This is a genomic window from Bdellovibrio svalbardensis, assembly GCF_029531655.1.
GTDB classification, from domain to species: domain Bacteria; phylum Bdellovibrionota; class Bdellovibrionia; order Bdellovibrionales; family Bdellovibrionaceae; genus Bdellovibrio; species Bdellovibrio svalbardensis.
Window position 1 is genome coordinate 197,644 of sequence record NZ_JANRMI010000003.1, and the last position, 11,831, is coordinate 209,474.

16 protein-coding genes are annotated in these 11,831 nt (G+C 45.3%); 9 read left to right on the forward strand and 7 right to left on the reverse strand.

What is annotated here, in order from left to right:
- Position 1 precedes the first annotated feature (1 nt).
- Both NWE73_RS11035 and NWE73_RS11040 read left to right on the forward strand, forming a co-directional pair.
- A complete protein-coding gene (locus tag NWE73_RS11035) occupies positions 2-784 on the forward strand; it encodes a Crp/Fnr family transcriptional regulator (RefSeq protein ID WP_277578379.1) in 783 nt (260 codons plus the stop codon).
- Entirely contained in the window at positions 744-1,220 is a 477-nt protein-coding gene (locus NWE73_RS11040) for a hypothetical protein (protein WP_277578380.1), read from the forward strand. The genes NWE73_RS11035 and NWE73_RS11040 overlap by 41 nt, the downstream gene beginning before the upstream one ends.
- On the opposite strand, the gene NWE73_RS11045 is transcribed toward NWE73_RS11040, so the two are convergent.
- The 4 genes from NWE73_RS11045 to nirK all read right to left on the reverse strand — a co-directional run bounded on the left by NWE73_RS11045 (position 1,217) and on the right by nirK (position 4,406).
- Entirely contained in the window at positions 1,217-1,480 is a 264-nt protein-coding gene (locus tag NWE73_RS11045) for a DUF2249 domain-containing protein (RefSeq protein ID WP_277578381.1), read from the reverse strand. The genes NWE73_RS11040 and NWE73_RS11045 overlap by 4 nt on opposite strands.
- Before the next feature lie 77 nt (positions 1,481-1,557).
- Complete coding sequence (locus tag NWE73_RS11050) at positions 1,558-2,169, reverse strand: SCO family protein (protein WP_277578382.1); 612 nt, start codon at positions 2,167-2,169, stop codon at positions 1,558-1,560.
- Positions 2,170-2,177: 8 nt separating this feature from the next.
- Complete coding sequence (locus NWE73_RS11055; protein ID WP_277578383.1) at positions 2,178-2,969, reverse strand: formylglycine-generating enzyme family protein; 792 nt, start codon at positions 2,967-2,969, stop codon at positions 2,178-2,180.
- Positions 2,970-2,987: 18 nt separating this feature from the next.
- Positions 2,988-4,406, reverse strand: a complete 1,419-nt coding sequence (gene nirK / locus NWE73_RS11060; protein WP_277578384.1) for a copper-containing nitrite reductase — start codon at positions 4,404-4,406, stop codon at positions 2,988-2,990.
- Between the two features lie 221 nt (positions 4,407-4,627).
- Here nirK and NWE73_RS11065 point away from each other — a divergent pair, with 221 nt between their 5' ends.
- Positions 4,628-4,765, forward strand: coding sequence for a hypothetical protein (locus NWE73_RS11065; protein WP_277578385.1), 138 nt, complete (start codon positions 4,628-4,630; stop codon positions 4,763-4,765).
- Between the two features lie 24 nt (positions 4,766-4,789).
- On the opposite strand, the gene NWE73_RS11070 is transcribed toward NWE73_RS11065, so the two are convergent.
- Complete coding sequence (locus NWE73_RS11070; RefSeq protein ID WP_277578386.1) at positions 4,790-5,464, reverse strand: GNAT family N-acyltransferase; 675 nt, start codon at positions 5,462-5,464, stop codon at positions 4,790-4,792.
- Between the two features lie 149 nt (positions 5,465-5,613).
- Between NWE73_RS11070 and NWE73_RS11075 the strand changes: the two genes are divergently transcribed.
- Complete coding sequence (locus tag NWE73_RS11075; protein WP_277578387.1) at positions 5,614-6,285, forward strand: YkgJ family cysteine cluster protein; 672 nt, start codon at positions 5,614-5,616, stop codon at positions 6,283-6,285.
- Here NWE73_RS11075 and NWE73_RS11080 read toward each other — a convergent pair.
- Positions 6,282-7,496 (reverse strand): hypothetical protein, encoded by a 1,215-nt coding sequence (locus tag NWE73_RS11080; RefSeq protein WP_277578388.1) that lies wholly within the window; start codon positions 7,494-7,496, stop codon positions 6,282-6,284. The genes NWE73_RS11075 and NWE73_RS11080 overlap by 4 nt on opposite strands.
- Positions 7,497-7,694: 198 nt before the next feature.
- Here NWE73_RS11080 and NWE73_RS11085 point away from each other — a divergent pair, with 198 nt between their 5' ends.
- From NWE73_RS11085 to NWE73_RS11105, 5 genes are all read left to right on the forward strand, one after another.
- On the forward strand, positions 7,695-7,997 hold the full coding sequence (locus tag NWE73_RS11085; protein ID WP_277578389.1) for a hypothetical protein: 303 nt from the start codon (positions 7,695-7,697) through the stop codon (positions 7,995-7,997).
- Positions 7,994-8,893 carry an SAM-dependent methyltransferase gene (locus tag NWE73_RS11090; RefSeq protein WP_277578390.1) on the forward strand — a complete coding sequence of 300 codons (900 nt, stop codon included), beginning with the start codon at positions 7,994-7,996 and terminating at the stop codon, positions 8,891-8,893. The genes NWE73_RS11085 and NWE73_RS11090 overlap by 4 nt, the downstream gene beginning before the upstream one ends.
- Positions 8,869-9,549 (forward strand): flagellar brake protein, encoded by a 681-nt coding sequence (locus NWE73_RS11095; protein WP_277578391.1) that lies wholly within the window; start codon positions 8,869-8,871, stop codon positions 9,547-9,549. The genes NWE73_RS11090 and NWE73_RS11095 overlap by 25 nt, the downstream gene beginning before the upstream one ends.
- A 209-nt stretch (positions 9,550-9,758) precedes the next feature.
- The gene (locus tag NWE73_RS11100; RefSeq protein WP_277578392.1) at positions 9,759-10,496 is read left to right on the forward strand and encodes a 3D domain-containing protein; all 738 of its coding nucleotides are present in this window, start codon (positions 9,759-9,761) and stop codon (positions 10,494-10,496) included.
- Entirely contained in the window at positions 10,496-10,942 is a 447-nt protein-coding gene (locus NWE73_RS11105; RefSeq protein WP_277578393.1) for a hypothetical protein, read from the forward strand. Before NWE73_RS11100 ends, NWE73_RS11105 begins: the two co-directional genes overlap by 1 nt.
- A 74-nt stretch (positions 10,943-11,016) precedes the next feature.
- Here NWE73_RS11105 and NWE73_RS11110 read toward each other — a convergent pair whose 3' ends face one another.
- Positions 11,017-11,766, reverse strand: coding sequence for a hypothetical protein (locus tag NWE73_RS11110; protein ID WP_277578394.1), 750 nt, complete (start codon positions 11,764-11,766; stop codon positions 11,017-11,019).
- Positions 11,767-11,831 lie beyond the last annotated feature (65 nt).

Genomic DNA, 11,831 nt, shown 5'->3' on the forward strand with positions numbered 1-11,831 from the left:
CATGAAATTCTTCCAGATAGAGGTTACTCCCATGCACGATATTAATAACTTATTGAGAAACCTGGATCTTTTTCGCGGCCTATCAGAAAGAGAGATGAAAAAAATATCTCCCTATCTGGAGGTCGTGCATGTTCCCAATAAACAGATGGTCTTCCTCAAAGGTGAGCCCATTGAAAATATATTCCTGATTTTATACGGCTCCGTCAAAATTCAGGAAACCTTGGATAAGAGAACCACCAAGATCTTTAACTTTCTCACCCAGAAAGAATTTCTGGGCGTTGCTATGGCAGGTCTACCTCAACCTCGTTATCCCGCCTGTGCTCAAAGCAATGAAGACAGCACCTTATTAAAAATTCCACTGCATTTGTTCTTCAATGTACTTATCAAGATCCCTGAAATCCGCCAGGCTGTCGCGCAACAGATCTCTGAGAGATTTTTAGAATTTCAAAATGACCTTTGCCGGGCACAGAAACTTGCCCCCTATCGAATTGCTGACTTTCTGCTTCGCCTGCTGGATCGCCAAGGTTCGTCCAGTCATGGGCGCATCGTAATTCCTTTATCACGTTCTGACATTGCCGATCGTGTTGGCGTTCAAAGTGAGACCGTCATACGCATACTCAGCAATTGGACAAAACGTGGACTCATCAGAACACAGGATCATCATATTGAGATCTTAAACCGTCAGAATTTACTGGAGGTGCGACGTGAACGTCCTTCTAAAAAAGCTTCGCGAGGAGCATCAGATGATTCTGCAGATGATAGATGCAAACGAGGACATCTTTAAGATCATTCATTTCGTCGAAAACGTACATCATCCGCGGGAAGAACAGCAGCTTTTTCCTTTAGTGGCACAAAGTCCACTCTTGCGCCAAGGCGGACCTTTATGCACTTACTTCAAAGGGATAGAACTTGATTTAAATCCACTGTCAGCCGCACGCAAACATCTTGCTGACCTTTATCAACAAGGCTGTCCACACCCTGAAGACTATCCGGATTTTCAGTGGCTCAATTCACAGAGCCCTCTCAGTATGCCGATGAATGAGCATCAGTTGGGGCATGAATTGGCAGCAGCACTCAACTTCTTGAGTTCCAATCAGGAATCTTCCCTTTATAAAATATTCTTTTCTAAGATTTCAGAAGAGTATAAGAAATTACTTAAGGCCCACATAGACAAAGAGGATCACTGCCTCTTTGTCATATGTGAAAGAATTCTGGATTAAGACTCGCCACAGAATCCGCAGCAGCCCTCTTTTTTCTTCTTGGTTAAACGCAAGCGCCATTCCGTAGGACCCTTTTGCAAATATTCATCCACGAATTGCTCTGGTCTGGTCTCTCGAAACTGACGAAGTAAGGGCAAAGGATCATGATTATTTACGATCAAGATACTCTCCCCTCCCTGCAAATTATCAAACTGTTGAAAAATAAAGGCATGGCGGTGCTGCGGCTCCATTTTTTGAACTTCAATCACAAACTCAGTCATAAAATACTCCTTTATGACCTGATTTTACTGGAGCCTTCTAAGAAGTTCCTTGATCTCGATCAAATCACGACGAATATTTAAGGCAAAAATTTAATCAGATCCTTAGGATTTCCACCGGCTCCCACTTGCTTACCGCGAATCACACCTTCCTTATCCAGGACACTAATAACAAAGGAATGATCGTAGTCACCACCTTCAACCTTCTTGTACTTAATGCCCAGAAGATTTGCGATCTCACGAGGCTCCTTGTCGGAATGAGAGGTCAAAAGACTCCAGCGCTCGCTGAGTTTTTTCTTCGCGGCGAAGTCAGACAGAACTTTTGGCGTATCTTTTTTAGGATCAAAACTTACCAAAACAAAATGGACATCTGTTTTTCCCGCCTCGACCAGTGCCTTTTCAATCTGCTGCATTTGCGCGACTATCAAAGGGCAAGTGTAAGTGCAGCTGGTATAAGCCATGGATATCACAACGGGCTGACCGCGGAACATTTTTAAAGATACCGATTTCCCATCTTTATCGAGAAGTTCTGAATTCAAATTATAAATAGATTCATCGTTCAGATTGTCCGCGGCGGCGGCAACGGCGGGCTTATTAGTGGCCCCCTGATGATGTTCGTGAGTTTTCGCATTTGCACTGTGAATCCAAATCACCGCAGACATCAAACTTAAAACCATTTTTGGTATTTTCATAACGGCTCCTATTTCTCAGCATTCTTTTCTGTATTTAACTCAACAATATCTTTGGCGCAGCGGAAACCCAAATTTTGAACCGTGTAACGGGCTTGCAAACTGCTTCTAAATGCAAATCTCATGAAGGCTGCATAGTCCGAAGGGTCCGCAGCGCCAGATGCGCCGGCACCACAAAATAAATTTTTATCCAAACTTCCATCCGCCCGGGACTCCCCGGTCACCAATGAAGAATTGAAATCTTCAACCCATTCCCAAATCACGCCATGCATATCGTAAACCCCCAGGCTGTTGAGGGATTTCTTTTTTACGACGGGCAATGGCCATTCCGTTCCCTTGCCGTACCATTCTAAAATCACGGACTTTATATCACCCTGATTTTTTAACGGTGCGGAAGCGACATACTCCCATTCGTTGATTGAAGGCAGGCGTTTCCCAACCCACTGGCAATAAGCTCGAGCCGCATACCAACTTACTTGGACGGCTGGAGACTGTGGCAGTGCCACCTTGCCAAAATCATCATCCCGTTTCCAATAGTTCAGGTAACTGGCATCAGCGAAAATCTTCTTCACCCGCGATTTGCGCCACTCGGGAACAGCTTTTACAAATTCCAGGTACTCACGGTTCGTTACGGCATGTTCATCAATCTGAAATGAGGCGACGGCGATACTTTTCTTATTCAGTACCGCCGGCATCTTAAACTCCCCTGCTGGTACCGGTACCAATTCCTTGGCACTGGTACAGAGAGGACTTACCAGAAGGAAGAAAAGTGCTAATTTTCGAATATCAAAATTGATGCTCATTTCTTCCCTCTATCTGACTTACTTTTTACCGGCCGCGCGCACGGCTTTCACTTCTTCAGGAGTTACAACTTTTTTCGAGTTGCCCCACATACTGTAGACATAAGTCAAAACGTTTGCGGCATCTTCATCTGACAGCAATTGCGCTGGCATCACTGAGTTGAATTCTTTGCCGTTAACTTTGACTGGGCCTTCCAAACCGTGAATGACGGCTGAGATCGCTTTGTCTTTATTCTTATTCAAGAAATCAGAACCAGCAAGCGGAGGGAAGGCGCCCGGAAGACCTTGGCCATTGCTTTGATGGCAGGCAAAACATGAAGTATCAAAGATACGTTTACCGCCAGCTAAGCGTTCTTCCAAGTTTTTCGCTGGAACCTGCTTAGGAGCTTCGGCTCCCATCTCTTGAATGACACCGCCTTCAGGCTGATAAATGCCGTCTGCAGTTTTACCAGAGTAGATTTCTTTATTTTCTTCGCCCTCAACTTTTATCATTCCCAACGCTCCTTTATTGAAGGCACGGAAGATAGAATGGTCCACGAGGATCAAAGTTGAAGCTCTCTGAGTTTTGAATTCCACGATGGCAGAGCCGCCCGCAGGAATCAAAGTTGTCTGAACGTTTTCGTTCACAAGTTTACCGCCCTCAACATAGACCTTATCGAAAATCTCCCCGATCACATGGAAGGAAGATACAAGATTGGGTCCACCGTTACCGACAAACAAACGAATTGAGTCGCCCACTTTCGCTTTCAATGCTTTATCGCCAGTGATGGCTCCGACATTACCGTTGAAAACGACATAGTCCGCTTTTTCCTCAACTGCTTTTGCCATGCTGAAAGGCTGCAAGCCTGGGGCTCCGTATTTTCCTTTTGTATAGAACTCACTTTGCATCACATAGAATTCACGATCGACTTTAGGAAGACCGTCTTTAGGTTCGACCAAAATCAAACCATACATTCCATTACCGATATGCATACCCACGGGGGCAGTCGCACAGTGATAAACATAAAGACCAGCGTTCAATGCTTTAAAATTGAAAGTTGAGCTATGCCCTGGCGCTGTGAATGAGCCTTCCGCTCCCCCGCCCTGTCCAGTTACTGCGTGCAAGTCGATATTATGCGGCAATTTGCTGGATGGATGGTTGTGCAGATGGAACTCCACCTGATCTCCCTCTCTGATACGAATGAACTTACCTGGCACTTTTCCGCCAAAGGTCCAAAAAGTATAATCCACGCCGTCAGCCAAGCGCATCTTCACTTCTTTAGTTTCCAGATTCACGATCACTTTAGTTGAATGTTTGCGAGTGATTGGTGGCGGAACTTCAGGCGCATCAGTCAGTACTGCGACTTCTTCACCTTTGATCGCATCCGCGGCATTCACGGTCGCCGGCAAGAGGCCAGCAAGCACAATTAACAATGCATTCTTGTAATTCCAAAATTTCATAACGTTTCTCCTTAGAAGATATTGGGACGATATCATAATCGGACAAAAAAGCATGGGCTCCTATGATGGCCGTCAGTATTAACAAGATTTTTGCTCTTTTAAACCCCGGTGGGACACTCCCTCGGGCGTCAAAAGTCCTCAAACTTGATCAGAATCAAGGAATTCTGATTTCCCCAGTCTTACCATTCAGCCAAATATTCAAAGAAACTCTGGAGACACGTATGGGGTTGCTCAAAAAGATTGTTTATTCTAACGCTATTGGATTCTTTATGATTGTCGGAGCCTGTGTAGGAATTGTTGGCGGTTCCATGGTGATTTGCGGAGCCAGTGTGATTGGCTTGCTTCTTTCCGGCGGCTGAGCTTGAACGTCTGGATCTCTAATTCTAAAAGTTGAAATGATTTGAAACAACGGCACTGACCGTTTCAACATCTAAGACCGTCATAAAATCATAACAATCCAGATCCGGGTCGAAGACAGGCTGAAGACAGACCAAAGCTCCAGCCATTATGTAGGCCCGTAAAAGACTGGGAAGCAGTCTTTTCTTCATAGAAGATTCGGGTCTCTCCAGCACCAAGGCCTTATCAGAAAGAAATCCGTTACGAGCCTTAATGTCCTTGTGTGAAATCGTATAATTTTGATTCCTCAGATAGGCTACGATATCTAAGAGCTTGTCGGACTCGTCCAGCGTGATGCTCGCCAGACCAAATACATAACGGACTTTATGAGTTTTAAAAAACTCACTCAACCCCCGCCACATCAAGTGAATCACCCGTCCGTCACGATAATCTGGATGAACACAAGCCCAAGCCAGTTCAACCTTAACTCCGGGCTTCTGTAACAGGTCACCCAAAATAAAATCCTCTTCCGACTCAAAGGCATTTACTTGATGAGATAATGTGACCCGATAAGCTCCACACAATAATCCGTCAGCAGTGCGAACAAGCAAATGCTGGGCAATAAGGTCTGCATTGGTCAAAGAATCCTTAATCGCAGGAAAGCATATCTTCCGAAGCTCGAGCACATCGTGAAGATCCTCTTCACTTCGGCTCCATTCCATCCGGAATTGATTCCCTGATTCATTCTTATGTTGAGCTGTCCCCAAAAAACTTCTCCCTGGCATTGAAGTCATTCTAGCTCATAGTCTTAATTTAACAAATGTTAACCTTTAAAGAACCGTCACTTAGTAGGGCGTGCTATCGTAAATGAATGAAAAAGACTCCCCACTTGAAAGCCTTTTTGAAGCAATATGAGGATCTTCTTACATCCGAAGAGTTTGAAAGCTTTGATCGAGAGGTCACCCGACTTTTGGGGTATTACTCCGAAGTACTGGGCGCATATCCTCCCGGTGCCGAGCGAGGCCGCAAAGTTCATGAACTTATCAATGAACAGGAAGCCTTAAGCTCGCATATCAAAACAAGTTGCCAAAGGGGTTGCGGCGCCTGTTGCCATTTGGAAGTGGAGATCACTAAAGACGACGCTACAATTCTGGCGGATTCTTTGGCTGAGGGTCTATCTGATGGATTGGGTATTGATATGGCAAAGCTGTATCAGATGTCTCTGCGCAAGCGCCTTGATGTGGCTTGGGAACAGGGCTTTATCGAAGCCAATCGTTGTGTATTTTTAGGTGCCGACAATGCCTGTCGGAATTACTACAATCGACCGACTGTGTGCCGAAAGCATTCGGTGATTTCAGCAGTGGACGAGTGTGAAAAAAAGGGTGGGCAGCCAGTTCCAAAACTAATGCCCGTAGCGGAAATCATTATGAGCGCGGCAGTCAATCTACCAAATAATGAATTTGGTGCTTTGGCAAAAATGCTGCAGCAGACTTTGGAGGAAAGAGCTCTGGCCAAAGTTCAGCTCTCTCCCCTGAATATTTAGTATTCGCCAGCAAGTGTACAACCTAATACTTCTTCGAGATTCGTTCCGACTGAGTTTTGGAACGGCCCGAAGTGGTTGTATGATTTTCCCGACGCGAAGTGCGGGCTCACACAACGTTCTGCTGCTGGCTTCAACTTACCACCGACTAGATTAGCCGGATGAGTGCTGCCTGATTTTGTTGTATTCACTTGCACCGCGAACATTCCTGTTACTTTTGCAGCTCCGCAGAACGCGTTGAAGGTTTGCAAAGAACTTCCCACGACACGAATCATTTCCGCCTGATTTGCCTTCGGTGAAATCGTGCACTTTGGATACAACTTGTTCCACTCACGAATACAAGCTTGCACGTTCCCGCCGGAATTTGGTGTGAATTGGAACAAGCCAATGTTCAATTTAGAAGCGGCGTCTTGGTATGGATCTTCATAGAACAGTACACTTGCTGGGCGACGATAACCTGAAGGTGCATATTTGCTGGCGACACTATTTGATTTTGAAGTATTCGCTGAAGTTAAAGACTCTGTGTATGAAGTACACATCATGAACTTAGACCAAAGCTTCGAAGCTTTGACGTAACCAGCACGATCCCCAGCCAAGGCCTGACGGCGATACTCGTTCATTTTATTTGCGAACTCATTTGCTTTTCTAATTGTCGATGCTGATGGAATCTTTTTGCCACCCAATGTAGTGTTTAAAGTATCTGCAGTCACCGTACAAAGAGGATGAGAAATCAAACTGTTCGGGAAATAGTTTTCTTCATTGCTGCTCAAACCATATGCGGAACCGACATAGCCCAAGCCCGCTTTTGATGGGTGCATCTTTACTTCCACCGCATAAGCAATACGGTCAGAAAAACGATCCTGTCCATCCGGAGTTGTGTCGCAGCTGTCTGAGTAATGGCCTTCCTGCGCATTTCGTTGTGGAAGCAGTTCTCGGTAAGATTGGAACTTTGAATCCACCAATTGTCCTACTGGATAAGAGACTTCAGAAAATACATCAAAGTTTGCCGGCGTGATGGAGTCCGTCACCGCTGCTGGTTCGCGCACCGGCGGTTTGGGATTCGATGTCACTGGCGGTGTCGTCGCTTTCGGCGCGTCTGTTTCAGTTCCCGTCTCTTTGATCGGAGCCTGCGCCATCGCGAAACCATTCGATGAAATCAATGTTGTTACAAGAAGAGTAGCCAAGATGTTTGTCGTGTTGTTTTGTGTTTTCATACCTCCTAGATCGGATCTAGGTCTTAGGACTTTAGACTTCCTAGACCTTTTTCCCCGTAAATTAGTCTTGTTTAAAAAAGTGGAAAATTATTATCCAGTCACTCTCAGGACCATGGTCCAGAGGGAAGCTCAAGAACTCGAATTATCCGACCGATATATTGAGTGAGTTCCAATAAATGAAAAAAAGGGAGTATCAAAATGAGTCAGCAATATGATGTACCGAACCTCTACAGTTTCCTTGTGCACACACCAGAGGGCGGACTCAGAAAAATGCTTGTCGATAACAAACCGTTCTCAGAAGCCCACTTCAATCTTATGATGAAAATCGTGCGCGCTTGTGATGAGTCGAAGTTCACAGAGCATTTCGATAAACAGGATTTCCCAAAAATCAAAATGGGAGCTTCTGATATCAATATTAAAGAAAAATTTTGGGCTGAAGCGATGACGACATGGAACAACCGTGGACTTCTGACTCCGGCTGTGGCAACTAGAGCAGCGTGATTGCTTATCTTACTGTTGAAAAATTTCTTCCGGAGCTGCTTAAAGAACTGAAAAATGTTCGCTCAGTTCACGGAAATCTGGTTCTTACCGATGGGCCCATTCAGAATGCTGTCTGGGCCCATAATATTTGGCTGAACGCCGAAATCATCCCCTTTGAATCCATCACTCAAGCGGCAAAAGCTTTGAAAGGTCTAGGCAAGCTCTGGACTCACTACTCTTTTGAGAATCACCGCCGGGCTGAACTGATTCAAGATCAGCTGCCCAAACTTCGCCCCCGGGTGATGGACTTTTTGGGTGAACTTCCCAAGGATCCAATTGGCGCGTGGACTTTGCTCGATAAGAACACCCTGCTTGCAGCCAGCGAAACCAATTCACCCTTTCCTCTGGGTGAGGTTCAATTCAATGAGAATAAAGAGACCCCTCCTTCACGGGCTTACTTGAAGTTGTGGGAACTATTCACCGTCTATGGAGTGCGCCCTTCCCCAGGCCAGAGAGTTGTCGACTTCGGCAGTTGTCCCGGTGGTTGGACTTGGGTTTTACAACAGATGGGCTGCGAGGTGATCAGTATTGATCGCGCACCTTTGGATGAAAAGATCGCCCGTCTTCCCCGCATTCGATTTATGAAGACCAATGCCTTTAATGTGAAACCCGAAGACATCGGGGCCATCGATTGGTTTTTCTCTGATATTATCTGCTATCCCGAGAAGCTTCTTGAACTTGTAAAGAATTGGCAAAGTTCAGGACTATGCTCGAACTTTGTTTGCACGATAAAATTCCAAGGTAAGACCGACTTTGAGACCCTAGCGGCATTTCAAGGTTTGGAAAACTCGCGTATCCAACATTTGGTTCACAATAAGCACGAGGTCACTGTATGGATAAGGAAATCTTCAGCCTAATCAGCAAAGTGGAAGAGAAAACCAAGCTCTTCCAGGACCTTGCCAATGCGCGAGGTGAAATTCTTTGCAAAGGCCAAGATGAGAACCTGGTAAAACTCCGTGTGCAGACCTACACCGAAAAGACTCAGTTTCTTGATTGCATCAGTGAATCTCAAGCCTCTCTAAAGAATGATGAAGAATTTTTGGGCTACTTCTTTCTGGGTGGTGAAAAATACTACTTCGAAGGCAAGATCATCGCTTATCAAAACAGATACTCTGTGCAACTGCCAACAGAGCTCTATCATCTGCAAAGACGTCAAAATTATCGTGTCAAAGTTCCCGATGGTTATACGTCTTCATTCAATATTATCACCGTCAACGGGAAGGCCTCAAATATCATTGGCCAACTGGCAGACATCAGCAGCCAAGGCTGTCGCGTGATCTACCGCATGGACAATCCCTTAATGAAAGTGGGTGACCAAGTCGTCGGCCATTTGATTGTGGGCAAGCGCGCCCCTTTTGAACTTCAGGGCATTGTTCGACATATCAAAGTCGATGAGGGAAACAAGGTCATTCAAACTTTCGGGATTGAGTTCACTCCTCTGTCGCCGATCCTTGAAAACAAACTCTTTGCCATCACCATGGAACTTCACAAGGAAATCTTCAAACGCCCTTAAGCAAAAGGTGCCAGGCACCTTTTGCTTCACTCGTCGTGTTAAGAAATATGGTGGCAGGGACACACCTACCGCATGTTCTAGCATCTTCCAGAACCGACACGTTTCACTATGAGAAAGTGTTGATTGCTACAGACGGTGTCTAAACATCCTCCAGTTATAACAAATAAGGGCGCCCTGGAGGCGGTCTCTTTTTTGCTTTAACATTTGGTATGAAACAACACATCTGTCTCACGAACGTTTTTCAAAAGAGCTGCAAGTTTGTATCTCAACCATTGGTGTTATGCGCGTTGATTGCAACCGCCCAAGCTGGCAGCTCTAGAAATGTCTGCAGCAGTGACGTTGCAGTTTCCAGCATCTACTTCATTCCGCATATCAAAGACTATTGCCGTACTTCTACCCCTTGTGAAAAGTTCAAACGCCAAGTGCGTCTGCAAGGTTCTGGAACTCTATCCGGGAACAGACTTCTTACTTATACTGGTAAAACTCGCTCTATGGGCTCTTGTGATACCTCATTCGGCGCCAGTGGCAATTGCTTGATTCCATTTATTTCCGTTGCCGCAGATCCAAGATTTTACAGCATGGGTGATATCATTCAAATGCCCAGCATGAAGGGCAAAGTTCTGACACTTCCGAATGGCAAAACCATGGTCCACCCCGGTTTTTTGATTGTGCATGATACAGGCGGAGCCATCAGAGGCAAAAATCGTTTTGATTTCTTCACGGGATCTTACAGCATGCGCGACCCCGGAAACCCCTTCGGATCTAAAGGCCGAAAAGACCTGCAGATGCTCGACCGCACTAGCTGTACAGACAACAAAAAATTTACGGTCGTGCGCAGAGGATCCTATTACTATCAGAATTCTTTGTTAGCGATCGAGGATTCATTGAGAGACGTTTACTCAGATCGCAAAGTGATGGTCGCATCAAACAGCCGAGGAGCAAGATAATGAGACTTTCAACTTTCACTCTTCTTCTGGCTTTTTGCCTTTTATCTTTGGGATTGACCTCATTTGCGAAGGCTTCAGAAAACGTGGAGCAATCTGAAAGCATCGACATGTCTGAGCCACCCTTTTATATGTCATCTTATGATGAGTTTCATGATCTTCAGCCAGAACAAAAAGAATTCTATCTGGAAAAGTTTTTGCCTTTGGTGAATACAAAAATTCCCAGTCTCGAAAAGGTTTCCAAAGAAAAGCTGCAAGAAGCCTCTGAGTGGCATGAAACCTGGAACAGTCTTCGTAAGAAACTTTATGAATCTTGCCAAGACTCATCCCTGAAAGACTCGTGCGAACAAATCGCCGAAGTTCGAATTAAGGCATTGAATCTGTTCGCGAATCAAAAAGAAGAAAATCGCAAAGCCGACGAAGAAGAGGAAGCCGCCGCAAAAAAATAAGCAAAAGGTGCCTGGCACCTTTTGCTTCACTCACCGCGTTTATCGCGGCGAGCCTCAAAAAGGTACGGCGTACCCTATTCGCCTTCGGGGCCGAGGGGGATGGCTGGTTTTTGACGGATGGGTTCGTATTCTTTATCGAGATCTTTTTCCAGATTCTTGCGCTTTTCCGCGGTTTGTTTTTTTAGATCCGCTTGGGCTTTCTTATTTTCCTCATAGCGTTTGGTGTAATCACGGTGAAGCTGGTTGAACTCGTCGGTTTTTGCGCGCACATAATCATCGAAATTTTTTCGTTTATCACGCATGTCTTCTTCAAAGGCATCGCGCTTTTCTTTTTGTCCCGCATAGAAGTCTTTGCGTTTGCCTTCAAGGTCATCATAGAACTCAGAGCGTTCCGAGGAAGAAGTCTTTTTCTTTGAGAACTCTTTGCGTTGCTCACCTTGGTCTTTGGTGAATGTTTCGCGCTCTTTGGATTGAGCTTTTGAGAAATCTTCGCGCTTCTTGGTCATATCCTTGCTGAAAACTTCGCGCTTTTTATTCAGGATCGATTGAAATTTACTGCGAACATCCGATGGGTTCTTTGAAAGATCCGACATCATGTCATCCATGAAGGCCTTTTCATCGTTCTCTTTCTTCACATTTGCCGGGATGTTCTTACGAAGGGACTCCAGGGCTTCGCGATCTGCTTTCAACGAATATTTTTCATCCACCAAGGTGGATTCATCATTGGCGAAGGCGCTCCCACAAATCAGAATTGCCAAGGGCATCAAGACCAAGGTCTTGAAAGATCGCGAAGGTCCTGTATTTTTCTCAGTTGCTGAACTCATGAGGGCGCTCCTAGGTTGAAACTGTGCAATCTGTCTTTATTTGAGAATAATTGGACTCTCTGGAA

Coding starts and splice junctions, on each gene's coding strand:
- NWE73_RS11035 (WP_277578379.1), top strand. CDS start 2: ATGAAATTCTTCCAGATAGAGGTTACTCCCATGCACGATATTAATAAC.
- NWE73_RS11040 (WP_277578380.1), top strand. CDS start 744: ATGATTCTGCAGATGATAGATGCAAACGAGGACATCTTTAAGATCATT.
- NWE73_RS11045 (WP_277578381.1), bottom strand. CDS start 1,480: ATGACTGAGTTTGTGATTGAAGTTCAAAAAATGGAGCCGCAGCACCGC.
- NWE73_RS11050 (WP_277578382.1), bottom strand. CDS start 2,169: ATGAAAATACCAAAAATGGTTTTAAGTTTGATGTCTGCGGTGATTTGG.
- NWE73_RS11055 (WP_277578383.1), bottom strand. CDS start 2,969: ATGAGCATCAATTTTGATATTCGAAAATTAGCACTTTTCTTCCTTCTG.
- nirK (WP_277578384.1), bottom strand. CDS start 4,406: ATGAAATTTTGGAATTACAAGAATGCATTGTTAATTGTGCTTGCTGGC.
- NWE73_RS11065 (WP_277578385.1), top strand. CDS start 4,628: ATGGGGTTGCTCAAAAAGATTGTTTATTCTAACGCTATTGGATTCTTT.
- NWE73_RS11070 (WP_277578386.1), bottom strand. CDS start 5,464: ATGGAATGGAGCCGAAGTGAAGAGGATCTTCACGATGTGCTCGAGCTT.
- NWE73_RS11075 (WP_277578387.1), top strand. CDS start 5,614: ATGAAAAAGACTCCCCACTTGAAAGCCTTTTTGAAGCAATATGAGGAT.
- NWE73_RS11080 (WP_277578388.1), bottom strand. CDS start 7,496: ATGAAAACACAAAACAACACGACAAACATCTTGGCTACTCTTCTTGTA.
- NWE73_RS11085 (WP_277578389.1), top strand. CDS start 7,695: ATGAGTCAGCAATATGATGTACCGAACCTCTACAGTTTCCTTGTGCAC.
- NWE73_RS11095 (WP_277578391.1), top strand. CDS start 8,869: ATGGATAAGGAAATCTTCAGCCTAATCAGCAAAGTGGAAGAGAAAACC.
- NWE73_RS11100 (WP_277578392.1), top strand. CDS start 9,759: ATGAAACAACACATCTGTCTCACGAACGTTTTTCAAAAGAGCTGCAAG.
- NWE73_RS11105 (WP_277578393.1), top strand. CDS start 10,496: ATGAGACTTTCAACTTTCACTCTTCTTCTGGCTTTTTGCCTTTTATCT.
- NWE73_RS11110 (WP_277578394.1), bottom strand. CDS start 11,766: ATGAGTTCAGCAACTGAGAAAAATACAGGACCTTCGCGATCTTTCAAG.